At 67.8% G+C, this 25,293-nt stretch carries 21 protein-coding genes, 4 tRNA genes and 1 pseudogene; 9 read left to right on the forward strand and 17 right to left on the reverse strand.

What is annotated here, in order from left to right:
• Positions 1-41: 41 nt before the first annotated feature.
• Positions 42-692: a BBE domain-containing protein gene (locus tag QMK34_RS15890; protein WP_326414756.1), complete on the reverse strand. Its 651-nt coding sequence runs from the start codon at positions 690-692 to the stop codon at positions 42-44.
• A gap of 271 nt (positions 693-963) precedes the next feature.
• Positions 964-1,644 (reverse strand): annotated as a pseudogene (locus QMK34_RS15895) (FAD-binding oxidoreductase); the annotation flags it as partial.
• Between the two features lie 32 nt (positions 1,645-1,676).
• Here QMK34_RS15895 and QMK34_RS15900 point away from each other — a divergent pair.
• Entirely contained in the window at positions 1,677-3,788 is a 2,112-nt protein-coding gene (locus tag QMK34_RS15900) for an elongation factor G-like protein EF-G2 (RefSeq protein ID WP_326414758.1), read from the forward strand.
• A gap of 13 nt (positions 3,789-3,801) precedes the next feature.
• Here the strand turns inward: QMK34_RS15900 and QMK34_RS15905 are convergent, their stop codons facing one another.
• The 6 genes from QMK34_RS15905 to QMK34_RS15930 form a co-directional block, all read right to left on the reverse strand.
• The gene (locus QMK34_RS15905) at positions 3,802-4,317 is read right to left on the reverse strand and encodes an XdhC family protein (protein WP_326414784.1); all 516 of its coding nucleotides are present in this window, start codon (positions 4,315-4,317) and stop codon (positions 3,802-3,804) included.
• A 67-nt stretch (positions 4,318-4,384) separates the two neighbouring features.
• The gene (locus tag QMK34_RS15910; RefSeq protein WP_326414759.1) at positions 4,385-4,876 is read right to left on the reverse strand and encodes an NUDIX hydrolase; all 492 of its coding nucleotides are present in this window, start codon (positions 4,874-4,876) and stop codon (positions 4,385-4,387) included.
• Positions 4,873-6,018, reverse strand: a complete 1,146-nt coding sequence (locus QMK34_RS15915) for a glycosyltransferase family 4 protein (protein WP_326414785.1) — start codon at positions 6,016-6,018, stop codon at positions 4,873-4,875. The genes QMK34_RS15910 and QMK34_RS15915 overlap by 4 nt, the downstream gene beginning before the upstream one ends.
• Before the next feature lie 26 nt (positions 6,019-6,044).
• Positions 6,045-6,962: a phosphatidylinositol mannoside acyltransferase gene (locus QMK34_RS15920; RefSeq protein ID WP_326414760.1), complete on the reverse strand. Its 918-nt coding sequence runs from the start codon at positions 6,960-6,962 to the stop codon at positions 6,045-6,047.
• Positions 6,959-7,570, reverse strand: a complete 612-nt coding sequence (gene pgsA, locus QMK34_RS15925; protein ID WP_326414761.1) for a phosphatidylinositol phosphate synthase — start codon at positions 7,568-7,570, stop codon at positions 6,959-6,961. The genes QMK34_RS15920 and pgsA overlap by 4 nt, the downstream gene beginning before the upstream one ends.
• Positions 7,571-7,689: 119 nt before the next feature.
• Entirely contained in the window at positions 7,690-8,226 is a 537-nt protein-coding gene (locus QMK34_RS15930; protein WP_326414763.1) for a MarR family winged helix-turn-helix transcriptional regulator, read from the reverse strand.
• Positions 8,227-8,336: 110 nt separating this feature from the next.
• Between QMK34_RS15930 and QMK34_RS15935 the strand changes: the two genes are divergently transcribed.
• The gene (locus QMK34_RS15935) at positions 8,337-8,882 is read left to right on the forward strand and encodes a YceI family protein (protein ID WP_326414765.1); all 546 of its coding nucleotides are present in this window, start codon (positions 8,337-8,339) and stop codon (positions 8,880-8,882) included.
• A gap of 4 nt (positions 8,883-8,886) precedes the next feature.
• Here the strand turns inward: QMK34_RS15935 and QMK34_RS15940 are convergent, their stop codons facing one another.
• The 5 genes from QMK34_RS15940 to QMK34_RS15960 form a co-directional block, all read right to left on the reverse strand.
• The gene (locus QMK34_RS15940) at positions 8,887-9,429 is read right to left on the reverse strand and encodes an HIT family protein (RefSeq protein WP_326414766.1); all 543 of its coding nucleotides are present in this window, start codon (positions 9,427-9,429) and stop codon (positions 8,887-8,889) included.
• The gene (gene thrS, locus QMK34_RS15945; RefSeq protein ID WP_326414767.1) at positions 9,426-11,453 is read right to left on the reverse strand and encodes a threonine--tRNA ligase; all 2,028 of its coding nucleotides are present in this window, start codon (positions 11,451-11,453) and stop codon (positions 9,426-9,428) included. The genes QMK34_RS15940 and thrS overlap by 4 nt, the downstream gene beginning before the upstream one ends.
• Positions 11,454-11,594: 141 nt before the next feature.
• Positions 11,595-12,209 (reverse strand): malonic semialdehyde reductase, encoded by a 615-nt coding sequence (locus QMK34_RS15950; protein WP_326414768.1) that lies wholly within the window; start codon positions 12,207-12,209, stop codon positions 11,595-11,597.
• A 164-nt stretch (positions 12,210-12,373) separates the two neighbouring features.
• Positions 12,374-13,909 carry a sugar transferase gene (locus QMK34_RS15955; RefSeq protein WP_326414769.1) on the reverse strand — a complete coding sequence of 512 codons (1,536 nt, stop codon included), beginning with the start codon at positions 13,907-13,909 and terminating at the stop codon, positions 12,374-12,376.
• Positions 13,910-14,769: 860 nt separating this feature from the next.
• Positions 14,770-14,841, reverse strand: a tRNA-Val gene (locus QMK34_RS15960).
• Positions 14,842-15,235: 394 nt separating this feature from the next.
• Between QMK34_RS15960 and QMK34_RS15965 the strand changes: the two genes are divergently transcribed.
• The 4 genes from QMK34_RS15965 (at position 15,236) to QMK34_RS15980 (ending at position 16,045) form a co-directional block, all read left to right on the forward strand.
• Entirely contained in the window at positions 15,236-15,661 is a 426-nt protein-coding gene (locus QMK34_RS15965) for an SsgA family sporulation/cell division regulator (protein ID WP_220241370.1), read from the forward strand.
• A gap of 139 nt (positions 15,662-15,800) precedes the next feature.
• A tRNA-Gly gene (locus tag QMK34_RS15970) sits at positions 15,801-15,873 on the forward strand.
• Positions 15,874-15,898: 25 nt separating this feature from the next.
• Positions 15,899-15,969, forward strand: a tRNA-Cys gene (locus QMK34_RS15975).
• A gap of 1 nt (position 15,970) precedes the next feature.
• Positions 15,971-16,045, forward strand: a tRNA-Val gene (locus tag QMK34_RS15980).
• Between the two features lie 49 nt (positions 16,046-16,094).
• Here the strand turns inward: QMK34_RS15980 and QMK34_RS15985 are convergent.
• The 4 genes from QMK34_RS15985 to QMK34_RS16000 form a co-directional block, all read right to left on the reverse strand.
• Positions 16,095-16,730, reverse strand: a complete 636-nt coding sequence (locus QMK34_RS15985; RefSeq protein ID WP_326414770.1) for a hypothetical protein — start codon at positions 16,728-16,730, stop codon at positions 16,095-16,097.
• A gap of 29 nt (positions 16,731-16,759) precedes the next feature.
• Positions 16,760-16,984 (reverse strand): hypothetical protein, encoded by a 225-nt coding sequence (locus QMK34_RS15990; protein WP_326414771.1) that lies wholly within the window; start codon positions 16,982-16,984, stop codon positions 16,760-16,762.
• A 131-nt stretch (positions 16,985-17,115) separates the two neighbouring features.
• Positions 17,116-18,924 (reverse strand): MFS transporter, encoded by a 1,809-nt coding sequence (locus QMK34_RS15995; protein ID WP_326414773.1) that lies wholly within the window; start codon positions 18,922-18,924, stop codon positions 17,116-17,118.
• Positions 18,925-19,819: 895 nt separating this feature from the next.
• Positions 19,820-20,803, reverse strand: a complete 984-nt coding sequence (locus QMK34_RS16000; protein WP_326414774.1) for a phosphotransferase family protein — start codon at positions 20,801-20,803, stop codon at positions 19,820-19,822.
• A 384-nt stretch (positions 20,804-21,187) separates the two neighbouring features.
• Between QMK34_RS16000 and QMK34_RS16005 the strand changes: the two genes are divergently transcribed.
• The 3 genes from QMK34_RS16005 to QMK34_RS16015 are packed head-to-tail and all read left to right on the forward strand — an operon-like array spanning position 21,188 to position 25,289.
• Positions 21,188-22,165: an ABC transporter permease gene (locus QMK34_RS16005; protein ID WP_326414775.1), complete on the forward strand. Its 978-nt coding sequence runs from the start codon at positions 21,188-21,190 to the stop codon at positions 22,163-22,165.
• Entirely contained in the window at positions 22,165-23,166 is a 1,002-nt protein-coding gene (locus tag QMK34_RS16010; RefSeq protein WP_326414776.1) for an ABC transporter permease, read from the forward strand. Before QMK34_RS16005 ends, QMK34_RS16010 begins: the two co-directional genes overlap by 1 nt.
• The gene (locus tag QMK34_RS16015) at positions 23,163-25,289 is read left to right on the forward strand and encodes an ABC transporter ATP-binding protein (RefSeq protein WP_326414777.1); all 2,127 of its coding nucleotides are present in this window, start codon (positions 23,163-23,165) and stop codon (positions 25,287-25,289) included. Before QMK34_RS16010 ends, QMK34_RS16015 begins: the two co-directional genes overlap by 4 nt.
• The last annotated feature ends 4 nt before the right edge of the window (positions 25,290-25,293 follow it).

Consider the following 25,293-nt stretch of genomic DNA (forward strand, 5'->3'; position numbering starts at 1 on the left):
GTTGGGCCGGAGTGTAGAACGCTCCCTTGTGGACAGTTCGGTCAGGTACCCGAAAGCCCTTGCGGGAACGCGAAAAGTCTTTCAGGGTCGTACTTCCGGGCGAGGGCGCGCAGGCGCGGCAGGCTGTCGCCGTAGTAGGCCCGCGCCCAGTCCGGCATCTCCGGGTCGAGGTAGTTGACATACCCCGCGGTGCCGAACTCCTTCCCCAGCTCGTCACGCACGACGCCGATCGCGCGCCGGGCGTAGGCCTCGTCACCGGCTGACGCGTTCACGTCGTGGAGCACCTGGAAGCTCCCGAGCGCCGCCCGGTGCGGGAAGGCGGACTCGTGGGGCCCGACCCGGCCGATGGCGCCGCCCGCGGCGTCGATGATGGTGAACAGGCCGGGCTCGCCGGTCAGCAGATCCGCGGCGGCCTGCGGATCGGACAGGGGTTTGGTCAGCATCCGCGAAGTGCCGACGTAGGCGTTGCGGCCGATTCCGCCGCCACCGCCGGACCAGCCGGGGGCGCACGCCTGACCGCCGAGATCGTCGCAACCGGCGTAGTGCCTCATCGCGCCGAGATAGTCGAACTCGGCCGCGGTCCGCCTGAGCGGCGCGGTGCCGACCCGGCGCACCAGGTCGTCGACGAACGGCTTGAGCCTGCTCTCCGGCCCGACGAAACAGCCGCCGCTCGCGGCGAGCGCCGGGCGCACCCCGCAGTTCGGCCACAGCTCGTCGGGCAGTCCGGTGAGCCACTCCGGCCAGGGCGGCGAGCAGTGCGGGAAGGGCCTCGACGGGAAACGTCAGATCGTAGGCCGTGACGTTCTCGGCCGGCACCGTCCGGAAGGTGAACGACGTGACGATGCCGAAGTTACCCCCGCCGCCCCCGCGCAACGCCCACAGCAGGTCCGGCGCCGACTCCGCCGACACCGTCAGAACCCGCCCGTCCGCGGTGACCAGGCGCGCCGATTCCAGCAGGTCGCAGGTCAGCCCGTACTTCCGGCCCAGCACGCCGATCCCGCCGCCCAGCGTCAGCCCGGCGATGCCGACCGTCGGGCAGGTCCCGGCGGGCACCGCGCGCCCGGCCGCGCCGACAGCCGCGTAGACCTGCCCGAGCCGGGCGCCCGCGCCAGCCACCACCGTACTTCCGGGCCCCATCTCGACGCTGTCAAGCGGGCCGAGATCAACGACCAGCCCACCGTCCACTGTGGAGTAACCGGCGTAGCTGTGGCCGCCACCGCGAGCGGCGAGCGCGCAGCCGGTGCGGGCCGCGAAGTCCACGCAGGCCTGGACGTCCTCGACCCGGGTGCAGCGCGCGACCGCCGCCGGGCGACGTGTGTCGTAGAGGGTGAAGAACGGCTGTTTCGCCCCGGTGTACCCGGCGTCCGACGGCCGGAACAACGGGCCCGCCAGCTTCCGCCGGAGCCGCTCCCACTCCCGTTCGTCTCCCTCGCCGGACCACGCGCCGGTGACGGCCGCGGCCGCCGAACCGGCGCTCGCGTACCGCAGGAACGCACGCCTGGTGATCACCACGGTCAACCCCCGTCTCCCGGATCTGACGCTGAGTGCCGACCGGTGCACGGAAAGTCCACGTCGACATTCGGATGGTCCCTCGGCGATCACCTTGCCGCGACCGCCACCTCGGGTGTGTGATCGAGGACACACCCGCTACGCCGCCGTAGGTGAGGAGACCGGTCATGGTCGACAAGCAGAGCAAGAACGGAGACCCCGGGGCCGCCGTCGCTGTGGACGATCCGGGCAAGGTGCGCAACGTCGTGCTCGTCGGGCCGTCCGGCTCGGGCAAGACCACCCTCACCGAGGCGCTGCTGGCCGCTTCCGGCACGGTCACCAGGGCCGGTTCGGTGGTGGACGGCACCACGGTGTGCGACCACGATCCCGCCGCGGTCCGGCAGCAGCGTTCGGTCGGGCTCTCGGTGGCGCCGGTCTTCCACCAGGGCCACAAGATCAACCTGATCGACACCCCCGGGTACGCCGATTTCGTCGGTGAGCTGCGAGCCGGGCTCCGCGCGGCCGACGCCGCGATGTTCGTCGTCTGCGCCGCGGAGGGCGTGGACGCCGCGACGGTGGCCGTCTGGGAGGAATGCGCCGCCGTCGGCATGCCCCGCGCGGTGGTGGTTTCCCGCCTCGATCACCACCGCGCGGACCCGCTGGCCGAGATCGCCGCGTGCCAGGCGGCGTTCGGCGCGGGAGTGCTGCCGCTCTACCTCCCGGCGGGTGACGGCCTCATCGGGCTGATCACCCAGCGGTACTTCGACTACTCGGCCGGGTTCCCGCCGCGCGTGGGTGAACCGGACGAGGCCGAGCTGGCGCGGATGGAGCAGGCGCGCAACGAGCTCATCGAGGGCGTCATCGCCGAGAGCGAGGACGAATCGTTGCTGGAGCGCTACCTCGGCGGCGAGGAGATCCCCGAGGAGATCCTGATCGCCGATTTGGAGACCGCGGTCGCCCGCGGCTCGTTCCACCCGGTGATCCCGGTGTGCGCCACCACCGGCGTCGGCCTCGCCGAGGTGCTCGACGGCATCGTCCGGGCGTTCCCCTCGCCGCTGGAGCACCGCCCGCCCGAGGTCACCTCCCCGGACGGCGCGCCGCACGCCGGGCTCAACGCCGACCCCGACGGCCCGCTCGCCGCCGAAGTCGTCCGCACCGCGATGGATTCCTACGTCGGCCGAGTGTCACTCGTCCGGGTGTTTTCCGGGACGCTGCGGCCGGAACGGCCGGTCCACGTCTCTGGCCACGGGCTGGCCGAGCGGGGACACGAGGATCACGACCTCGACGAGCGGGTGGCGCACCTGTACTCGCCGCTCGGGGCCAACCTGCGCGAGGTGCCCTACTGTGTCGCGGGCGACCTCTGCGCGCTGACCAAGGTCGGCTCCGCGGAAACCGGGGACACCGTGTCCTCCCCCGACGAACCGCTCGTGATGAAACCGTGGGCGATGCCGGAGCCGTTGCTGCCCGTCGCCGTCGTGGCGAAGACTCGCAGTGACGAGGACACGCTGGCGCGCAACCTTTCCCGGCTCGTCGCCGGGGATCCGACGCTGCGCCTGGACCGCAACGCGGAGACGAACCAGCTGGTGCTCTGGTGCATGGGCGAGGCGCACGCCGACGTCGTGCTGTCACGGCTGCGCGCCGGCGGCGCCGAGGTGGACACCGAGCAGGTGCGGATCAGCCTGCGCGCGACCTTCGCCGCGCCGGCGCGCGGGCACGGGCGGCACGTGAAGCAGTCCGGCGGGCACGGGCAGTTCGCGGTGTGCGACATCGAGGTCGAGCCGCTGCCGCGCGGTTCGGGCTTCGAGTTCGTGGACAAGGTCGTCGGCGGTTCGGTGCCGCACCAGTTCATCCCGAGCGTGGAGAAGGGGGTCCGCGCACAGCTGGGCCGGGGGCTCGCCGACGGCCATCCGGTGGTCGACATCCGGGTGCGGCTGGTGGACGGCAAGGCGCACAGCGTCGACTCCTCGGACGCGGCGTTCCAGACCGCGGGCGCGCTCGCCCTGCGCGACGCCGCCGCGAACGGACGGGTCACGCTGCTCGAACCACTCGACGAGGTGGCTGTCCGGCTGCCGGACGAGCATCTCGGGACGGTGCTGGGCGACCTCTCGTCGCGCCGGGGCCGTGTGCTGGGCACCGAGGCAGGCGACGGTGGACGCTCGGTGATCCACGCCGAGGTGCCCGCGGCGGAACTCCTGCGCTACGCGATCGACCTGCGCTCGCTGAGCTCGGGCACCGCGACCTTCACCCGCCGCCACGCCCACTTCGAGCCGATGCCGGAGGGCGCCACCGTCCCGCAGTGAACCACCAACGGCGCTACGGGAACTCGAAGCCGCCGGGACGGCCGTTGCGGTCGGCGAGCAGGCCCGCCAGGGTCGCGACGGCGATCTCGGCGGGCGTGCGAGAGCCGATGTTGAGCCCCACCGGCCGGTGCACCCTGGCTATCTCCGCGTCCGCCACACCCAGCGCGTGCAGTGCGCTGATGTGCGGGCCGGGGTGACGCGGGTTGCCGAGCACGCCGATCCAGCGCGCCGGGCCTGCCCCTAGCGCGGCCTGGAGCACCTGGCCCAGCTCGGGACGGTGGTGATCGGTGACGACGACGTCCGCGCTCGCGTCGAGCGCGGGAACGGTGGCGACCGTCTCGAAGCCCTCGACGTCCGTCGCGCGCGCCGCGTCCGGCTCGAACAGGACGGGCCGATAGCCGAGGTCTTTGGCGTAGGAGAGCAGGAAGCGCGAGACCGGCGAAGCGAACACGGCCACCAGCGTCCGCTCGGCCCGCTGGGGTTCCGCTCCACCATGGGCGACTTCACAGGCAGCCGGGTCCCCGGCGATTTCCGTGCTCACGACGGCCAGTCTGCACCGGCGAGGACCGCAGCGGAAGGTGGGCTCGCGCTACCGGTCAGAGGGCCGGTTCGGCGATCTCGAAGTACTCGGGCAGCGGGGCCGTGCCCGCGAGCTTGAAGTAGCGGACTTTGCGGCGGCGGCGCAGGGCGAGAGTGTCGCGCACGGCGTCGTTGTGGACGCGGCGGGCGATGACCACCCGGTGCTCCGCGTCGGTGAGCTCCTCCGAAAGCGGCGCCGGGAGCCGGACCCGGTCCACCTCGGCGAGCAGGAGCGTGAGCTCGTTCTCCTCGGCCTCGCGGTCCTGCCGGGACGCCGATTCGGCACGCTCGCCGTGCACCCGAAGCTCGTCACCCGAAGGAGCGCCCAGCACGACGGCGACCGCGCGGGCCACCACCGCCCGCCGGGCGAGCGAAGCGTCGAGCGCGGCCCAGCCCGCGTCGGTGCGGACGTGCAGCCGGTCGAGCCGGTTCGCGGTGGCGACGAGGAACAGCCCGCCGAGCACGACGACCACGGTGATCCCGATCAGCACCCACAGCAGGGCCGTCATCGGGTGAGCTCCCGCTCGGGGATGCCGACCCGGCGCGGATCGGCCGCGATGGCCGTCTCGTAGACCCGCAGGACCTGGGTGGCGACCACGGACCAGTCGAAGATCGCGACCCGCTCCCCCGCGGCCGCGGCCAGCGACGCGCGCTGCGCCGGGTCGCGGAGCAGCTCTCGCAGACCGTCGGCCAGCGCGCCGGCGTCACCCGTTTCGGTGAGCATCCCGGCCTTGCCGTCGTCGAGCACCCGCCGGAAGGAGTCCAGTCCGCTCGCCAGCACCGGGGTGCCCGCGGCCATCGCCTCGGTCAGGATCATGCCGAAGCTCTCACCGCCGGTGTTCGGCGCGCAGTAGACGTCGACGCTGCGCAGGACCCGGGCTTTCATCTCGTCGTCGACCTGGCCCAGCAGGCGGATGTGCGGCGCGAGCTCCGGCCCGGCGTCGCGCAGCAGCTGTTCGGGGTCGCCGCGCCCGACCACGAGCAGGCGCAGCTCCTCGAATTCCGGCAGCAGCCCGCGCAGGGCCTCCAGCAGCACGTCCATCCCCTTGCGGGGCTCGGCGAACCGGCCGATGAACCCGACCGTCCCCCCGGCTCGGGGGTAGCCGTCCAGCGGCATCGCCCGCGCGAAGAAATCGACGTCGACGCCGTTGGGGATCTCGACCGCGTCACCCCCGGCGTGCTCGACCTGCACCCGCCGGGCCAGCGCGGACACCGCGATCCGGGCGGTGATCTTCTCCAGCAGGGGCCGCAGCACGGGCTGGAACGCGGCGAGCGTGCGCGATCGGGTGGTGGCGGTGTGGAAGGTCGCCACGATCGGGCCGTCGGCGACCTTGAGCGCCAGCATCGACAGGCTCGGCGCGGTCGGCTCGTGCAGGTGCAGGACGTCGAACTCGTTGTCCCGCAGCCAGCGGCGCACCCGGGCGTAGGAGACCGGGCCGAACTGCAGCCGCGCGACCGAGCCGTTGTACGGGATGCCGAGGGCCTTGCCCGCCGGGTGGACGAACTCGGGTAGGCCGGCGTCCTCGTCGGCGGGCGCGAGCACGGAAACGCGGTGCCCGCGGGAGATCAGGGCCTTCGCCAGGTCGAGAACGTGGCCCTGGACGCCGCCGGGGACGTCGAACGAATAGGGGCAGACGATGCCGATGTTCATCGCCCGCGCTTTCGGGTGGGTCACCCTCAGCTCGCTTCGCCCGTGCTGACGCTTTCCTCGATCTCGAGGTCGGCGAGCCAGAACTTCTGCAGCATGTGCCAGTCCGTGGGGTGCGCGGCGATGTCGCCGGCGAAGATGTCGGCGAGCGCCTGGGTGGCGGCCGGGACTTCCTCCCGCGCGTTGACCCTGATCCGCGGGTGCAGCCGGATCTGCCAGCCGTCCTCGGTGAACCAGCAGCCCGCCGGGATCAAGGCCGCGCCGGTGGTCGCGGCCAGGCGCGCGGGCCCGCCGGGCATCCTGGTCTGCTCGCCGAAGAACTTGACCGGGATGCCGGAGCTGGTCAGGTCACGGTCGCCGACCAGGCAGATGGCCTTGTTCTCGCGCAGCCGCTTGAGCAGCACCCGCATGGCCGAGCTGTCGCCCGTGAGCGGCAGGATCTCGAAGCCGAGCGACTCGCGGTAGGCGACGAACCGGTTGAACAGCGACTCCGGTTTGAGCCGCTCGACGACCGTGGTGAACCCGCCGAGATAGTCGGCCAGCCAGACGCCGGCGATGTCCCAGTTGCCGCTGTGCGGCAGCGCCATCACCGCGCCGTTGCCCTCGGCGAGCGCGGCGTCGAGGTTCTCCACGCCGGTGATGGACGCGGCGACCTTCTTGCTGACTTCCCGCTGGTCCATCGACGGCAGGCGGAACGTCTCGTGCCAGTACCGCGCGTACGACCGGAGCGCGCGCCTGGTCAGCTCGTCCAGCTCGACCTCGTCGGCCTGGGGCACCACCCTGGCGAGGTTGCTCCGCAGCTGCTGGACCCCCGCGCCGTCCCGTTTGGCCGCGAGGTCCGCGCCCAGCGAGAACGCCGTCGCCCCGGCGGAGGCGGGCAGCATGCGCGCCAGGCGCCAGCCCGCCGCGTACCCGAGGTCGCTCAGCCGCTGGGAGAACCGGCTCATGGCTGGGCCTCCCGTGCCGCTTTCGCCACCAGGAGCGTCCGCTGCAGCAGGGTGACGACGGACAGCGCGGCGAGCAGCCACAGGGTGATGTCCACGGTGTACGGCACGCCCAGCCCGTGCAGGCCGGTGCCGACGAGCGCGATGATCAGCCGCTCGGCCCGCTCCACCAGCCCGCCGTCGGCCGCGAGCCCGGAGGCCTCCGCGCGGGCCTTGACATAGGAGATGACCTGGGCGAGCACGAGGCAGATCAGGGCGGCGGCCGCGGCGGGGTGGTTGTCGTCGACCACGAAGCACCACCAGGCGATCGCCGCGAACAGCGCACCGTCGACCAGCCTGTCGCAGGTGGCGTCGAGCACCGCGCCGAACGGGGTCCCGTAGCCGCGGGCCCTGGCCATCGCGCCGTCGAGCAGGTCCAGCATCGCGAAGCCCCACACGGTGAACGTGCCCCAGAGCAGGAAGCCGTTCGGGAAAAACACGAGCGCGCAGATCACCGCGCCGGCGGTGCCGACGACGGTCATGGCGTTCGGGGTCATGCCAGCCCGAACCAGCGCCTTGCCGATCGGATCGGTGACGCGGGAAACGGAGGCACGCGCGAAAATATTGAGCATCGGTTCTTCGGTGCACCTAGCTGCGGGGGCGGGTGGGCGACCGAAGCCTATCGACCCGCCCCGACACTTCCGACGCGCCCGTCCGTCAGACCCGCCGGAATTGAGCCTGATCGTGCGGCTCAGGCGACCCCGAACGACTCTTCGGGTACCTCACCGGCACAGGCGGACTCGGCTTCGGCGGCCGCGGCGGCGGCCGCACACCTGGGCGAGAGCCCTTCGCGGATCGCGGTGCTGATCTCGCCGAGCGCCACCACCTGTTCGGCCGTGAGCGGCCCGAAGAGGCTCTCCCTGACCGCCTCGACGTGGCCGGGCGCGGCGGCCTTTATGGCGGCGAAGCCTTCAGCTGTCAGCACGGCCCAGGCGCCACGTTTGTCGGTCGGGCAGGACTCGCGACGCACCCAGCCGTTGGCCTCGAGCCGGGAAACCGCGTGGGACAGCCTGCTTCGGGACGACTTGCGGGCGTCGGCCAGCTCGCTCATCCTCAACCTGTGCTCCGGTGCCTCGGAAAGCGCGACCAGGACCTCGTAATAGGTGTGCGGCATGTTGGATTCGTGTTGCAGCTGGCCTTCGAGGTGAGCCTGCAGCATGCGGGTGGCCACGGAGAACTCACGCCAGACGTGCTGCTCCTCGTCGGTGAGCCATCGAGGTTCGGACATGACACCCATAGTACCCCTAGTTGAGCGTTCAACCAAAGTGCGCTACAGTTTTGCTGAGCGCTCAACCAACTGGGCGGTCATCACACCGAAGCAAGATCTTTGGAGAGCTCATGAGCACCACCACCGACATCCCCGGCTACGTCGCGGGCAAGTGGGCCATCGACACCGCCCACTCGGACGTCGCGTACACGGTCAAGCACCTGGGCCTGGCGAAGTCGCGCGGAAACTTCACCGCGTTCACGGGTGACGTCGTCACCGGGGACTCGATCCTCGACTCGCAGGTCACCGTCGAGATCGACGCGGCCTCGGTCGCGAGCGGTGTCGAAGGCCGCGACACGCACCTGAAGTCCGAGGACTTCTTCCACGTGGGCGAGCACCCGGTCATCACGTTCAAGTCGACCGGCATCCGCGAGAACGGTGACGACTACTACATCGACGGTGAGCTGACCTGGCGCGGCAAGTCCGTGAAGGCGACCCTCGAGGCCGAGTTCAACGGCATCGGCGCCAACCCGGCCAACGACAACGCCACCACCCTCGGCGTGTCCGCGACCACCACGGTGAACCGCCGCGACTTCGGCATCGGCCCGGAGGGCAACGCCTTCCTGTCCGAAAAGGTCAAGATCGACATCGAGCTCCAGGCCGCTCTGCAGGGCTGACGCTCTACCAGGCGCCGGCGAGCAGCTCGCGGGTCTGGCCGAGCAGCTGAGGCAGCACCTTGGTGTGCCCGATGACCGGCATGAAGTTGGCGTCGCCGCCCCACCTCGGCACCACGTGCTGGTGCAGGTGGGCGGCGATGCCGGCGCCCGCGATGACGCCCTGGTTCATCCCCACGTTGAAGCCGTGGGCCGCGGAGACCTCTCGCACCACGCGCATCGCGTGCTGAGTGAACTCCGCCAGCTCCACCGTCTCCGCGGCGGTCAGCTCCGGGTAGTCCGCGACATGCCGATAGGGCACCACCAGCAGGTGGCCCGGGTTGTACGGATACAGATTGAGTACCGCGTAGACGAGCTTGCCGCGCGCGACGATCAGCGCGGCCTCGTCGTCCATCCCGACCAGGCGGCAGAACGGACAGCCCGCGGGTTCGTCCCCGTCCGGCTTGTCCTGCCCCTTGATATACGCCATCCGATGCGGCGTCCAGAGCCGCTGGAGGGCGTCGGGAATCCCGACGCCGTCCTGCTCGGCGAACTCCGGGCCTCCCGTCACGAGAGGACCGCCTCCAGCGCGGCCGCCGTCGGCGAACCGTTCTCGCGCCGCGCGACCCAGCCCGCGACCGCCTCGACCGCGTCGGCCACCGCCACGCCGTTGATCTGACCACCGTCGCGGAACCGGAACGACACCGCGCCCGCCTCCACGTCCTTGGCGCCCGCGAGCAACATGAACGGCACCTTCTGGGTGGTGTGCGTGCGGATCTTCTTCTGCATCCGATCGTCTCCCGCGTCAACCTGGGCGCGAAGTCCCTTGGCGCGCAAGGCTTCCTCGACGCCGCGCAGGTGCTCCACCTGGTCCTCGGCGATCGGGATGCCGACCACCTGAACGGGTGAGAGCCACGCCGGGAAAGCCCCCGCGTAGTGCTCGGTCAGCACGCCGAAGAACCGCTCGATCGAGCCGAACAGCGCGCGGTGGATCATCACCGGCTGCTGCCGCGAGCCGTCGCTCGCCTGGTACTCCAGGCCGAACCGCTTGGGCTGGTTGAAGTCGAGCTGGATGGTCGAGAGCTGCCACGAGCGGCCGATGGCGTCCTTGGCCTGCACGGAGATCTTCGGCCCGTAGAAGGCGGCGCCGCCCGGGTCCGGCACGAGCTCCAGCCCGGAGGCCACGGCCGCCTGGCGCAGTGCCTCGGTGGCCGTTTCCCATTCCTCCGGCTCGCCCATGAACTTGTCCGAGTCGCCCCGTGTCGACAGCTCGAGGTAGAAGTCGTCGAGGCCGTAGTCGCGCAACAGGTCCAGCACGAAGGTGAGCAGCGACCGCAGCTCGCCCTGCATCTGCTCCTGGGTGCAGTAGATGTGCGAATCGTCCTGCGTCATCCCGCGCACGCGGGTCAGCCCGTGCACCACACCGGACTTCTCGTACCGGTACACGCTGCCGAACTCGAACAGCCGCAGCGGGAGCTCCCGGTAGGACCGGCCGCGCGCGCCGAAGATCAGGTTGTGCATCGGGCAGTTCATGGCCTTGAGGTAGTAGTCCGCGCCCTCGAGCTTCATCGCGGGGAACATGCCGTCGGCGTAGTGCGGCAGGTGGCCCGAGGTCTCGAACAACGCGCCCTTGCTGATGTGCGGAGTGTTGACGAACTCGTAGCCGTGCTTCTCGTGCGTGTCACGGGAGTACGTCTCCAGCTCGCGCCGGATGATGCCCCCCTTGGGGTGGAACACCGGCAGGCCGGAACCGAGCTCGTCGGGGAACGAGAACAGGTCCAGCTCCGCACCGAGCTTGCGGTGGTCGCGGCGCTCGGCCTCGGCCAGCATCTCGAGGTGCGCCTCCTGGGCCTCTGTGGACTCCCAGGCGGTGCCGTAGATCCGCTGCAGCTGCGGGTTCTTCTCGCTGCCACGCCAGTACGCGGCGGCGACCCTGGTCAGCTTGAACGCGGGGATGTACTTGGTGGTGGGGATGTGCGGGCCGCGGCAGAGGTCGCTCCACACGCGCTCCTTGGTGCGCGGGTCGAGGTTGTCGTAGATGGTCAGCTCGCCGCCGCCGACCTCCATCACCTCTGTGGTGTCCACATCGGACTTGAGGTCGACGAGCTCGAGCTTGAACGGCTCGTCGGCGAGTTCCTTCTTCGCCTCGTCGACGGAGTCGAAGACGCGGCGGGAGAACTGCTGCGCGCCCTTGACGATCTGCTTCATGCGCTTTTCCAGCGCCACCAGGTCTTCCGGGGTGAACGGGGTCTCGACCGCGAAGTCGTAGTAGAAGCCGTCCCGCACCGGCGGGCCGATGCCCAGCTTCGCCTCGGGGAACTGCTGCTGCACAGCCTGCGCGAGCACGTGCGCGGCCGAGTGACGGATCACGCTGCGCCCGTCCTCGGTGCTCGCCGCGACCGGCTCGACCTCGGTGTCGCTTTCCGGCGCCCAGGTCAGGTCGCGCAGCTGGTCCCCGGCGTCACGCACGACGACGACGGTGTCCGGCCCTTTGGTCGGCAGCCCGGCTTCGCGGACCGCGGCACCCGCCGTCGTGCCCGCCGGTACCACCACACGCGAGGCGGTTACGGCTGCTGCTGGCGACGGCTGGGACACGGTGGACTCCCTCGGAAATGTTCACAAACTGTGGACTTTTCATGCTAGTCGGCGTCCGGTGCGGCCCTCACACGGATCCCCCCACGCGGCGAAGGCCGCCTCCCCGGCGGGAAGGCGGCCTTCGTGGAAGGCGGGCGGGACTCAGAGGGTCTCGACGACCTGGTCGAAGTCGAGGCGCGGCAGGCGGCCGAACCACGGGTTCTCCCCCGGCTTGCCGAGGTTGACCACCACGAGGGACTTCCACGGCTTGTCCGCGAAGAACTCCTGGTCGACACCGGCGGCGTCGAAGCCGGTCATCGGACCGGCCGCGAGCCCGGCGGCGCGGACGCCGATGATGAAGTAGCCGACTTGGAGCAGCGAGTTCAGTTTGGCGAACTCGCCTCGGCCGGTCTCGTCGGAGAAGAACTCCTTCGCCTCCGGCTTGTGCGGGAACACCTGCGGGATGTTCTCGTGGAAGTCGGTGTCGGCGGCGAGCACGACGGTGACCGGGGCGGTCGCGGTCTTGGCGCGGTTGCCTTCGCCCATGTGCGGGAGCAGGCGCTGCTTCGCTTCGTCGGAGCGGATGACCAGCACGCGCAGCGGCTGGGTGTTCATCGAGGTCGGGGCCCATTTGACCAGCTCGTAGATCGCGCGGATCTGGTCGTCGGTCACCGGCTCGTCGCTGAAGCTGTTGGCAGTGCGGGCTTCGCGGAACAGGAGGTCCTGGACCTCGGCGGGCAGGAGGTTCAAGGAATCGGTCTCAAGGCTGGTGGGCATCTGTTGGCGTCCTTCCGTAGTGGCCGGTACCCAAGGTAACCTAGTTGAGCGTTTGACTATTTCGCCCGGAGAGGATTCCTGTTGTGCCGTGGGACACACGAAAAACCGCCGGCCCCGAAGGACCGGCGGTTCACGGAAATCGGCTTGCGGCGCCGACACCGAACTCAGTAGGCGCCCTGGCCGAGGAAGACGGCTCGCGCGGTCTTCCAGAGGATGACCATGTCCAGCGCCAGCGACCAGTCCTCGACGTAGCGCAGGTCGAGCCGGATGCTCTGGTCCCAGGTCAGGTCGCTGCGGCCGCTGACCTGCCACAGGCCGGTCAGTCCCGGCTTCACCAGCAGACGGCGGCGGGCCTCGGGGGCGTACGTGGCGGTCTCCTCGGGCAGCGGCGGTCGCGGGCCGACGAGGGACATGGTGCCCACCACGACGTTGAGCAGCTGCGGCAGCTCATCGAGTGAATATCGGCGCAGAAGAGCACCCACGCGGGTGACCCTGGGGTCCTTGCGCATCTTGAACAACGGGCCGGCGGCCTCGTTGTCGGCCTCAAGGGTTTTCCTGATCTTGTCCGCGTCGGTGACCATCGTGCGGAACTTCAGCATGGTGAAGGTGTGCCCGTCCCGGCCGACACGGCGCTGGCGGTAGATCACCGGCCCGCGGTCGCTGAGCTTGATCGCGAAGGCGATCGCCACGAGCAGCGGGGAGAACAGGGTCAGCAACAACGCCGAGGCGAAGCGGTCGACGACCTCCTTCACCAGCCTGCTGGCGCCGGTGAACGTCGGGGCGGTGACCCGCAGCAGCGGCATGCCGAGCACACCGGAGATGTTGAGCCGTGGCCCGGCGACCTCCATCAGCACCGGCGCGACGACCATCTCGGCGGAGGTGCCCTCGAGGTCCCAGGCGAGCTGCTGCAGCCGTCGCGGGCTCCAGTACTGGTCGGCGGTCACGGCGACCACCCGGTAGCCGCCGCGGCGGACGTGGGCGGCCAGTTCGTCGAGCCTGCCGACCACCGGCACGCCGTCGACCTCACCACTGCCCCGCTCCGCACCGGCCCCGCTGAACGTGCAGACCGCCTCGACGCGCCAGCCGACGTAGGGGTCGGCTTTGGTCCTGGCGACCAGATCCGCGACGGTCTCCGGGCTGCCGGCGGCGAGCACCGGCAGGAGGCAGTGCCCGCGGCGGCGCTGGCTGTGCAGCACCCGGCGAAGGGCGTAACGCTGCAGGAAGGCCACCAAGGCGATGGCCGGGACCACGATGAACACCCACGGCTGGACGTCGAGCGCCCGGAAGAGCAGCCCGCCCAGCGCCACCAGCACGGCGGCCGCGATCAGGCCGCGCCCGAGTCTTCGGTACTCCTCGGCGCCTTCACCAAGGACCTGCTGGCTCCAGGCGCGGCTGAGCGGGAGAGCGGTGAAGACGGCGGCGGCGGTGCCGAACGCGTGCATGTCCTGGGGCGCCACCCGGTCGATGACGAAGGCGCTGATCGCGATCACCAGCAAGGTGGCGAAAACGTCACTGGCGATGACCCACCAGCGGTAGCGCGCTTCCCACGCGGTGGACGGCGTCTTCGGGGAAGGCGCCTCCGGCTGCTCCGAGGTCGGGGAGAGCCGGGCGGCAGGACGGGGCGGCCTCGGGATGGACTTGAGATCGATGTGCGGCGGTGGCTCGCTGACCGTTGAAGATGGCCGCACCGACTCTTCCATCGGACCTCCAGTGACTGGGATCAAGGGATACCCCTTGGGCACGGTGAGTGAGCGAGAACGATTTCGGGGAGTAATCACTACTCTGCCCACGTTCTGGTGCCCACTTGGGCGACACCTGCCAAGATATCGGCGACTCTCGCAGCATCGTTACAAGGGTTTCTGCCCACATCCTGTGCCCCATACGCGGGAATGAATCCCGTAGAGATAACGAGATGATGACAAGGTGTGATGAGCCGTACTCCAGAAACAGCTACGCAAAGTAGCCAGAAAATCAATGACCGCACTCCGCCGGAGCACCGTTGACCCAGTCGGCCGAACGTCCCCGGCAGTTCCACTGTGGACGGTGCGGCTCGGTACGCGTCCTTAGTGGATTCGACCATCACCCGTCCGGCGGCGGTAACTTACCGGTGACGTTCATCGTCCGCGTGTCACCGGACTGCACTTTCGTCACAGATCGACCGGATCGTCCGGGCAGACTTGACCACGACCACTCCGGACCCGCTTCCACGACTCGGCGCAACCGCCATCCGGCTCCCAGTAGCCGGCTTTCAGTGTGGTCTAGACCTCCCAGGGCGACCGTCGAGTGCCCAGGATCACAATCCGCGGTCGCGGGTACCCGCGACACGAAAGGAGCAAGCCGCGGGCCCGCACGGCCGCGACGGCGGAAGGAAGATCGACAGACTTCGTGATCAAGCGAGCGAGACGAGCCAGGGAAGATCAGGTCCAGACCGACTCGATGGCAACGCGGTGGCCGCACAATCGAGCGTTGACCTGGGGATTCGACACGCGAAAGGCAAGACTGCCCGGCGCCGGAAAACACTCAAGGCCCCGGATCTGATGATCCGGGGCCTTGGTGAGGGTGGGCGATACTGGGATTGAACCAGTGACCCCTTCGGTGTGAACGAAGTGCTCTCCCACTGAGCTAATCGCCCGCTCGCGGTGTGAAACAGACTCTACAACACGACTTTCGGGGCCCGGCAAACGGGTGGTTCACCACGAGCACCCTCCGTTTACCAGCAAGTACGGAGTGCACAACCCCGAGCTAGCCGGGGTTGTGGAGGGTGGGGCCCGCCGCGAAGCGCCTTCGACATCCGTGCGACGGTGCTATCGCCCGTCGAGGAAACCGAGCAGTATGTAGTGCGTGGACTGCCTGCAGGGGTGCACGCGGATGGCTGCGCGTCGCGGGTGCTGATGGGGTGGCAAACGGGGGGCCGACAACCCCGGACGGGTGATCTACACCAAACCCGCGTCCGAATCGGCCGCCTCGCGCGTCACATCATCGCCACTCGGTCGACCGGGCCGGGAAGGGAGATGAAGGGTAGGACGATGCGCAACGATCACGTGACGCTCCGCTCGACAGCGGTCTTCGACCTGCTGGCGCCACGGACGCCCGCGGTTCCGGTCAAGGTGGAACTGCGTTACGACACTCGCGACCCCTACGCGGTGGTCGCCGCCTTCCGCACCGGCCGGGCCGGCTGGGTCGAATGGGTCTACGCGCGCGACCTCCTCGCGGACGGCCTCCTGGCCGACGCCGGCGACGGCGACGTGCGCATCCGCCCGTCCGTCGAAGACCCCGAATCGGTCCTCATCGAACTGAACTCGCCCTCCGGCCACGCCATGTTCGAGGCGTCGGCACAGGAGCTCGCCGACTTCCTCGACCGGACCTACGACGTGGTCCTGCCCGGCAATGAGCACCTCTGGGTCGATGTCGACGACGCGCTCACCCACCTCATTCCGAACGATCTGACCTGATGACAGGCTCGCGACAAGCAGATGACACCCCGGTGTAAACCCCGGTTTTCAGGTCCGATATGGTTCTTACACACCACGGCGACGGGGTCAAGGTACAGAGTCGAAAGGCGCTGAACCGAGATCATTCTAGTGGTGGAATGCGGACGTGGCGCAGCTGGTAGCGCATCACCTTGCCAAGGTGAGGGTCGCGGGTTCGAATCCCGTCGTCCGCTCGAGAGGCCTTCTCGGGCCTTGCACGGTGGAGTGGCCGAGAGGCGAGGCAACGGCCTGCAAAGCCGTGTACACGGGTTCGAATCCCGTCTCCACCTCGCGCGATTAGCTCAGCGGGAGAGCACTTCCCTGACACGGAAGGGGTCACTGGTTCAATCCCAGTATCGCGCACCAGCAGTTTACGCAGGTCAGAAGCCCTGTCCCTCCTCGGAGGGGCGGGGCTTTACTGCTTCAATGGCGACGACCCTAGACGAGGCCTCGATCCGCCGCTGAACGGCTGTCTGGCGCAGGTGGGGGAACCCACTCCCCCAGTGTCACTCGTTCGGCTGCGGTCAACGCGACCACCGACGAAGCCCAGCGTGACTCCAGCGCCACCACACATCTCCGGCGTCACATGGTCGTAGACGCGGGCCATGCCTTTCATCTTGTGACCAAGCCGTGCCCTGCGTACTACGTCCGGGATCCCGTCTTCCACCAACCAGGTGGCATGACTGTGCCGCCCCTCGTCGAACGTGAACGTCGGCAAGATCGCCGGAACAGCCACCCGCGAACCCTCACCACCCGGCTCTGACCCGTCCCACGCCGGACGCCAGTGCCGTGACCGGAAGTTCGACCGACGCCACGGCCTCCCCTCCGGAGTGCACATGACGAACAGGTGCTGGTGGCTGTCCATCAGCTCCTCGTAGAACACCGCGACGCTCGGTGGCACCTCACCCCACCGTGCTCCCGTGTAGAAATCCATCAAGCACAGCGTGAAGCCACTCAACCCGAGACCCATCTCGTAGAGACGCATCGCCGCACGCAACGCCTGCACCGGAGTCGCCACCAAGTGCTCGATCTCGAACTCAGCACCGGACACCCGAACACCGTGACACGGGTTCGCCGGGATCAGCCGCGCACGGACCCCGCGGTCATCGTCGTCGAGAACGCGGCGAAGATCGAGGACACGGAGGCCTCGGCGTAGTCGTCATGCAGCTCCGAGAGCCACTTCTCAATCTCGAGGTAGCTGCCGATCATCGGCCACCCCGACCACTGCGGCAGCAGATGGTTGTCCAAAAACGACCGGTACTTGGCCACCGTGTTCGACTCCAACCGCGGAGCCACCGCGTCCAACCAGCTCTCCGCGAACGTCCCGCACGGCGTCGCGCACTCCCGAAGGATCCAGCCACAGATTCCGCCAGATTTTTGCCCGATTCCCATTGTGTCAGTTGCTGCCCACGTCAGCGCCGTCATAATCGGATTGGTTATCCGCTCCAAGAATGGGGGGCGGCCCCGGTCTCGGACCGGATGCCAACTCGACCGTGGTCCGGCTCCTGTGTCGGCACCATGGGTTTTCCGGCGGATCGCAAGGCAAACACCAGCACAGCTGCTCCGAGAAGTGCGGCGAGCATGATCCCGACCGCGCCGACGTGCATAGCGTGGATAAACGCGTGATCGGCAGCCTGCGCAAGAGTTGGCCGGCCGATCTCGGAGGCGACATGGCGGGCCTGTTCTGCGGAGTTCCGCACTCGTTCCTGTGCGGCCTCGGGTACATCGCTCAGCGAGGGTTCGAACGCGCGCCGATATACGATCGACATGATCGTGCCGCCTACTGCGACCCCGATCACGCTGCCGGTCTGTCGCGCAGTGTGGGTGACGGCCGACCCGGCACCAGCCCGTTCCATCGGCAGGACGCTGATCAGTGCTCCCGTCACTGGCATCATCATGCCGACCGAGAAGCCCTGGACGAACAACAAGATCTCGATCCAGATGAGTGGGGTTTGCAGTCCGAGCAACCCGAACGCGCCCATGGATAGCGCCACCACGACTAGCGCCGGCACGGCGACAGAGCGTAGTGACCATCGGCGAACCAGACGCGCGCTCAGGGGCGCACCCACGATCGCGCCGACTGCGGTCGGGATGTTGGCCAAGCCTGCCTTCATTGGCGAGAAGCCAAGTGCGCCTTGCAGATAGAACGCGTTATAAAAAGTGATTGCGGCCACACAAAAGAAGAGCAATGCCATGGCCGCGTTACCACCACCGAATACCCGTTGCGCGAGCAGCCGGGGATCGAAACTGGGCGCCTTGATTCGCAGTTCGACGAGTACAAAAGCTGCCAACAAGGCCAGTCCGACGGCGATCGGCGCCCAGACATCCGGATGGCCCCAGTTGACCACCTGCCCCGCACGGATCAGCCCGTACGCCAACGCCGCGAGCCCGCTGCTCGACAGCAACATCCCAGCCGGGTCCAGCGGCCGCACGGTGAGGCTGCGGAAATTAGGGACCACCATGGCGATTCCGGCCAATGCCAGCACCACAATAGGGACGTTGACGAAAAAGACTGAACCCCACCAAAAATGACCGAGAAGGATCCCCGCCAACACCGGGCCCGCAGCCATTCCGACACCGGCGGCTGTCGAGGAAATGGAGATCGCGGTTACCCGCGCGGGGCCGGTGAAGGTCCACAAAAGGATGGCAAAATTGGCAGGCATGATCAGCGCGGCGCCTATTCCCATCACGGCTCGGGCGGCAATCAGTTGACTTGGGTCACCTGCGTACGCCGCCCATATCGAGGCCCCGCCGAAGATCACCACTCCGGTTGCGAGCACCGTCCGATGGCCGAAGCTATCGCCCAGTGCGCCTGCGGTGAACATCAATGTGGCAAAGACCAGAGTGTATGCGCCGGTGGCCCATTGAAGCTCAGCCGGGCTGGCACCCAGTCCGTTGACCGGGTCCGTAAGAGTTTCCAAGGTGACACTGAGGATGGTGTTGTCCACCCAGATCACCAGCTGGGAGAGCATGAGGACAGCAAGGATCAACTGTTGCCTGGACTTCGGCAACGTTGGAGAGGCGGTCACGAACACCTTCAATTCGATCGATAAGAGCCTGATAATTGGAAGATAACCAATCTTCACGACCCTGTCAATCAGGTTGCATGGGTGCCATTTGGCGACACAGGGACATATACTCACCTTCTTGTCAACTTCGACGCCGGGGCATATTTTCAATCCCCCGTCAATTTCGACCAGGGGCATGACGGTGACGAAGAGGTGGTGAATTTCGTTGCAGGTCAATCTCGTTCAGTTATCGAAGATGGATAAGTAGAAGACATGGAAAAAACTCCTCGGAACCGAGAGCAAGATCAACAAGCGATTTTCTGGTGACGGCACCGTGCCACAACCCAGCGGAAACCGCCCCATCGAGAAGGAACTAGGAATTGCCAACCTGCTTTAGTACTTAAAACGCCTGGTCAGGCGCGACACGATTTTTCCCTGACACGGACGGGGTCACTGGTTCAATCCCAGTATCGCGCACCAGCAGTTTACACAGGTCAGAAGCCCTGTCCCTCCTCGGAGGGCGGGGCTTACTGCTTCAATGGTGACGAAAAGGCGACGGCCTCTCGGGAGGTCTCGATCCGCCGCGGCGCTGCCGTCTGCCGCAGGTGGAGGGGGGAACCACTCCAACGCCACCAGGACTTGTCGGCGCGTCTCCGGCGTCACGTGGTCATAGAGCCGGGCCATGCCCTTCACCTTGTGACCAAGCCGTGCCCTCGTACCGGCTCCAGTGGCCGGTCCAGACCTTCATCGTCCAGCACGATTCGCCGTGGATCCGGTGTCATCCCCGAGACCGAAGATTCGCATCAGACCTCAGCAAAGTCGGAGCGACCGATCATTCGGGCGCCACTTCACCGACCTCAGTTGCCCACCCACTGAATTGGAGGAAACAGTAACCATGGTTGTTCGGCCACTTATCGCCCTACTTGGCCCAGCTAGGTCGCCGACCTTATCCGATTAGAGACTGCGTGAAATGTTACCGGTGCGCGCTGTCTTTCCGACTGTTCTCGACTTCGGAACAGTTCATGGTTGTCGCGCTCCTTGATCTACAATTGTGCCGGATCCGCCAGTGTCGAGCGGGGCGAGTGCTACTCGGGTTCCGTGGGGGAATGTCCACAGTAGAGAGTACGGTGGGTCAAGCGAGTAGCTGCGTGAGCACGGCACTCAGCTCGGCGTAGGTCCCCGGATCGCGGTCCGGTCTGCCCAGCCGGTGCCTTTCCAGCCGGATGGCGCCGAGGTGCCGGGCCAGATAATACAGCGCGCGCCGCGTCGCGCCCGGGGTGCGCGACGGGGCGCCGTAGGTCTCCCAGAACGCGGTTCGATCCGGGCGTCGCGAGGCAAGGTAGATCGTCCAGTCGGCCGCCGGGTCGCCCCAGGAGGTCCGGTCGCAGTCGAACACCCCGGTGATGGTGGGCTCCGGCGCGTCCCTGGCGAGCATGACGTTGACGGTCCACAGATCGCCGTGCAGCAATCGTGGCCGGGTGATCTCGTCGAGGACCGCTCGGTCCTGCGCGGCCGCCTTGGCGACTTCGCGCACGTCGGTGGCGTCGAGCCTGGCGTCGTCGAGGTCGGCCGCGGTGTCGTCCAGCGAAGCGAGCATCGCCTCGCTCCAGGTGGCGAACCCGGGGCCCCTCACCGGCCCGAAATGCGGCCCGGTGACGCTGTGGACGTCGCGTGCGATCGTCCCCAGCTGCCGGTAGAACGAGGCCCAGCGCTGCCGGGGGTACGCGGTGAGGCCTTCCGGCCCCGGCACGCCGTCGAGCATCGTCTGGATCAGGTAGTCCCGGCCGATGACCTCGTGTGTGAAGTCGATGGCGAGCGTGCGCGGGAGCATCGCCCCGATGGGCGCGAAGTAGGGCAAGCTCGCGTGCTCGTTGCGCATCAGCTCCCGCTCGATGCGGTTCTGCCGTGCGGGTTCCGGCGCTACACGCAGGATGACCGGGCGGTCTTCGCCGAGGTCGACGCGATAGGTGTTGTTGTAAGTCCCTGCGCCCAGTTCGACAGCCGAGACGATCTGCGTCCGCTTGCCGAACGCCCTCCGGCAGATCGCCTGAATCTGGTCCGGGCTCACCGTTTGCTGGAACGCGTCCGCGGCACGTTGGACGGGCTGGAATTCCACCACAACACCTTACGCCGTCGACGGGAACGAGTTCGATTCACCTCTCTGAATCGAAACCGAAAATCGGGATCGGCCGCTACACATACATAGGCTCCGGCGCGCTACCGACGAAAGTTGGTGATGCGTCGGCGGCTTGACGCAGAATTTATCCCCAGTGGTCGGCGGGGGTATACCACTCGACGATCGAAGGGAAACTATAACGTTTCGATTCACTTCCTCTGCTTGTGCTGTGAATTTCACGCTATGGAGTTAGATTCGCGCCACACGGGCACGCTCAGGAAAGGCACCATCGGTAGTGACTTGGCCAAGAACACGTACAACCTGTGATCGACCGGGCACGGCGTACCGTCGGCAGGACTCATCCGCAGTTGAATTGAGGTCATCGTGACCGGGTTCCTGCTGCGCCGTTTTGTCAACTATGTGGCGCTTTGCCTCGCTGCCACTTTCGCGGCGTTTTCGCTGGCCTCGCTGTCGTTCAGCCCGCTCGACTCGCTGAAGCTGCGCAACCCCGCACCGCCGCAGGCCACGATCGACGCGAAGGCCGCGGAGCTGTACCTCAACCAGCCGATCCCCGAGCGGTTCGTCACCTGGCTGACCGGCGTACTGCACGGTAACTTCGGGCGCACGATCACCGATCAGCCGATCACCGACGAACTGTTCCGCCGGATGGGGGTCAGCCTGCGGCTTTTCGTCCTCGGCATCACGGTCGGCATCATCATCGGCGTGCTCGTCGGCGTGATCAGCGCGATCAGGCAGTACAAGATCAGTGACTACCTGGCCACGACGTTTTCCTTCGTGGTGCTGTCGACGCCGGTGTTCGTGATCGCCGCGATCCTCAAGGCGGGCGCCCAGTCGGTGAACGACAACCTGCTCGGCGGGTACCAGTTCTTCATCGTTCAGGGTGAGACCAGCGGGATCGAAGGCGGTTTCGGTGCGATGCTGCTCGACCGGCTCCAGCACATCATCGTGCCGACACTGGCCATCGTGCTGACCCAGGTGGCCTACTACAGCCGCTACCAGCGGTCGGCGATGCTCGACGTGCTCGGTTCGGACTTCCTGCGTACCGCGCAGGCCAAGGGCCTGACCCGCCGCAAGGCGCTGTTCAAGCACGGACTGCGCACGGCGCTGATCCCGATGGCGACGTTGTTCGCGTTCGGGTTCGGCCTGCTGATCACCGGCGGCATCTTCACCGAGAAGATCTTCGGCTGGTACGGCATGGGTGACTGGCTGGTCACCGGGATCCAGCAGCAGGACACGAACATCGTGGCCACCGTGACCCTGTTCATCGCCGTCTGCGTGCTGTTCGCGGGCTGGCTGTCCGACGTGCTCTACGCAGTGCTCGACCCGAGGGTGAGGATCTGATGGCGGCCCCCGTGAACGAAGCCGAGATCGCCCAGGCGGTCGCCGCCGGGAAGGGCGTTCCGGCCGAGCTCTCCACCGGCGCGGCGGCCGGACGCGGCAAGCTTGTGCTGCGCCGGTTCCTGCGCAACAAGCTCGCGCTCGTGGCCCTCGGCGTGATCGTGCTGTTCTATCTGCTGGCCTTCACCTACACCTGGTATTCACCATGGGCCTACGACCAGCTCGACCCCACCGCGAACCTGCTGCCGCCGGACGGTGCGCATTGGTTCGGTACCAACCAGATCGGCGGGGACGTGTTCGCGCAGACGCTGCGCGGACTGCAGAAGTCCCTGACCATCGGTCTGCTGGCCGCGCTGTTCTCCACCGGGGTCGCCTCGATCGTCGGCGCCGCCGCGGGGTACTTCGGCGGCTGGGTGGACCGGATCTCGATGTGGGTCGTCGACCTGCTGCTGATCCTGCCGCCATTCCTGATCATCTCGATCCTCTCCCCCGCGTTCCGCGGCAAGACCTGGCTCATCCTGGTCGGGCTGATCGCGTTGTTCCAGTGGATGATCACCGCTCGTATCGTGCGCGGGATGACGCTGACCCTGCGCGAACGCGAGTTCGTGAAAGCGGCCAAGTTCATGGGGCAGCCTGCCCGGCGGATCATCGCCAAGCACATCGTGCCGAACATGGCCTCACTGCTCATCATCGACGCGACCATCAACGTCGGCGTCGCGATCATCACCGAGACCTCGCTGTCCTTCTTCGGTTTCGGCATCCAATCGCCGGATGTCTCGCTCGGCACCCTGATCGCCTCCGGTTCCGAGGCCGTCCGCACCTTCCCCTGGCTGTTCTACATCCCGGCGGGCTTCCTGGTGGCCACCGTGCTCGCGGTGAACTTCGCCGGTGACGGCCTGCGCGACGCTCTCGACCCGTCGTCGAGCCGATCGCGGCGCAAGGAGCGCAAGCGGATCGCCGTAGCCACGTCATCCGAGACCGTCACCACTGGGGCAGGTTCATGAGCACCGCACCCGCGCTGAGCGCGGAGACCGAGAAGCCGACCGGGACCGTGCTCGAGGTATCCGGTCTCGAAGTGTCGTTCCCGTCCGAATCCGGCCGGGTCAACGCCGTGCGCGGACTGTCCTATCAGGTCGCTGCGGGCGAAGTCCTCGGCATCGTCGGTGAGTCGGGATCGGGCAAGTCCGTGTCCTCACTCGCCGTGATGGGGCTTCTGCCACCGCAGGCGCGGATCTCCGGCTCGATCCGGTTCCAGGGCAACGAGATCATCGGCCAGTCGGACGGCGAGCTGTCGAAGATCCGGGGCAAGAAGATCTCGATGGTCTTCCAGGACCCGCTGTCCGCGCTCACGCCCGTCTACACCGTCGGCGCCCAGATCGCCGAAGCGCTGATGGTGCACGGCAAGGGGGTGATCAGTAAGGAGCAGGCCAACAACCGCGCGGTGAAACTGCTCGATCTGGTCGGCATCCCGAACGCGGCGTCGCGAGCGAAGGCGTTCCCGCACGAATTCTCCGGCGGTATGCGCCAGCGTGCGGTGATCGCCATCGCGATCGCGAACGACCCGGACCTCATCATCGCCGACGAGCCGACCACCGCACTCGACGTCACCGTGCAGGCGCAGGTGCTCGAAGTGCTCAAGACCGCGCAGGAGGTCACCGGCGCGGGCATCGTGATCATCACGCACGACCTCGGCGTGGTCGCGGGCTTCGCCGACAGGCTGATGGTGATGTACGCGGGCCGCGCGGTGGAGTCGGGGCCGGTGGAGAGCATCTATGCCCGGCCCCGGATGCCGTACACCCTGGGGCTGCTCGGGTCCATCCCCCGGGTCGACGCCCACGAGAAGCAGCCGCTGGTCCCCATCGAAGGCCAGCCGCCTTCCCTCGTGGGCCTGCCCGACGGCTGCCCGTTCGCACCGCGGTGCCCGCTGGAGATCGACGAGTGCCACACGACCGAGCCGGAGCTGATCACCGTCGCCCCCGGCGCGTCGGCCGCGGGTACCGGGCACCGCGCCGCGTGCATCCGCACGGACGAGCTCACCGGCGATCAGGTCGACGCCGCGGACATCTACGGCGCCGAGCTGATCGGCGAACCCGCGGCCGCACTGATCCCCAGGAAGGAGCGCACGACAGTACTCGAGCTGACGGACCTGACCAAGCACTACCCGGTCACCAAGGGTGCGGTGTTCAAGCGCAAGGCCGGTAGCGTGCGCGCGGTGGACGGCATCAGCTTCGACATCGTCGAAGGTGAAACCCTCGGCCTGGTGGGCGAATCCGGCTGCGGCAAGTCCACCACACTGATGGAGATCCTCAACCTGGCCGTACCGGCCGGCGGTTCGCTGGAGGTATTCGGCAAGGAAGTCTCCACACTGGACGCCAAGGCGCGCAAAGCGATCCGCCGCGACCTGCAGGTGGTGTTCCAGGACCCGATGGCCGCGCTGGACCCGCGGCTGCCGATCGGGGACGTCATCGCCGAGCCGATGCAGGTGCACGGGTACGACAAGGCCGCGATCGACCGGCGGATCCCCGAATTGCTTCAGCTGGTCGGGATGCGATCCGAGCACGCAGACCGATACCCGGCGGAGTTCTCCGGCGGCCAGCGTCAGCGCATCGGCATCGCCAGGGCCCTCGCACTGGAACCGAAGCTGATCGTGCTCGACGAGCCGGTGTCCGCTTTGGACGTCTCCATCCAGGCGGGCGTCATCAATTTGCTCGACGAACTGAAGGCGAAACTCGGCCTGTCCTACCTCTTCGTCGCGCACGACCTGTCCGTGATCCGGCACATCGCGGACCGCGTAGCGGTGATGTACCTCGGCAAGATCGTCGAAATCGGCGACGTGCACACGGTTTTCGAGGCACCGCAACATCCCTACACCCAGTCCCTGCTGTCGGCCATCCCGATCCCGGACCCGGTGAAGGAGCGCGAACGTGAGCGCATCATCCTCACCGGCGACCTGCCGAGCCCGGCGAACCCTCCTTCGGGCTGCCGGTTCCGTACCCGCTGCTTCGTCTTCGAACAACTGTCCGAGGACCATCGGCAACGGTGCATCGACGTCGAACCCCCGCGCGAGTCCCGCGGGGACGACCACGACGTCGCCTGCCACTACGCCCGTACCCGTGAAGTCGTGTAGCCAC

This window comes from Amycolatopsis sp. H20-H5 (assembly GCF_035828755.1).
Taxonomy (GTDB): domain Bacteria; phylum Actinomycetota; class Actinomycetes; order Mycobacteriales; family Pseudonocardiaceae; genus Amycolatopsis.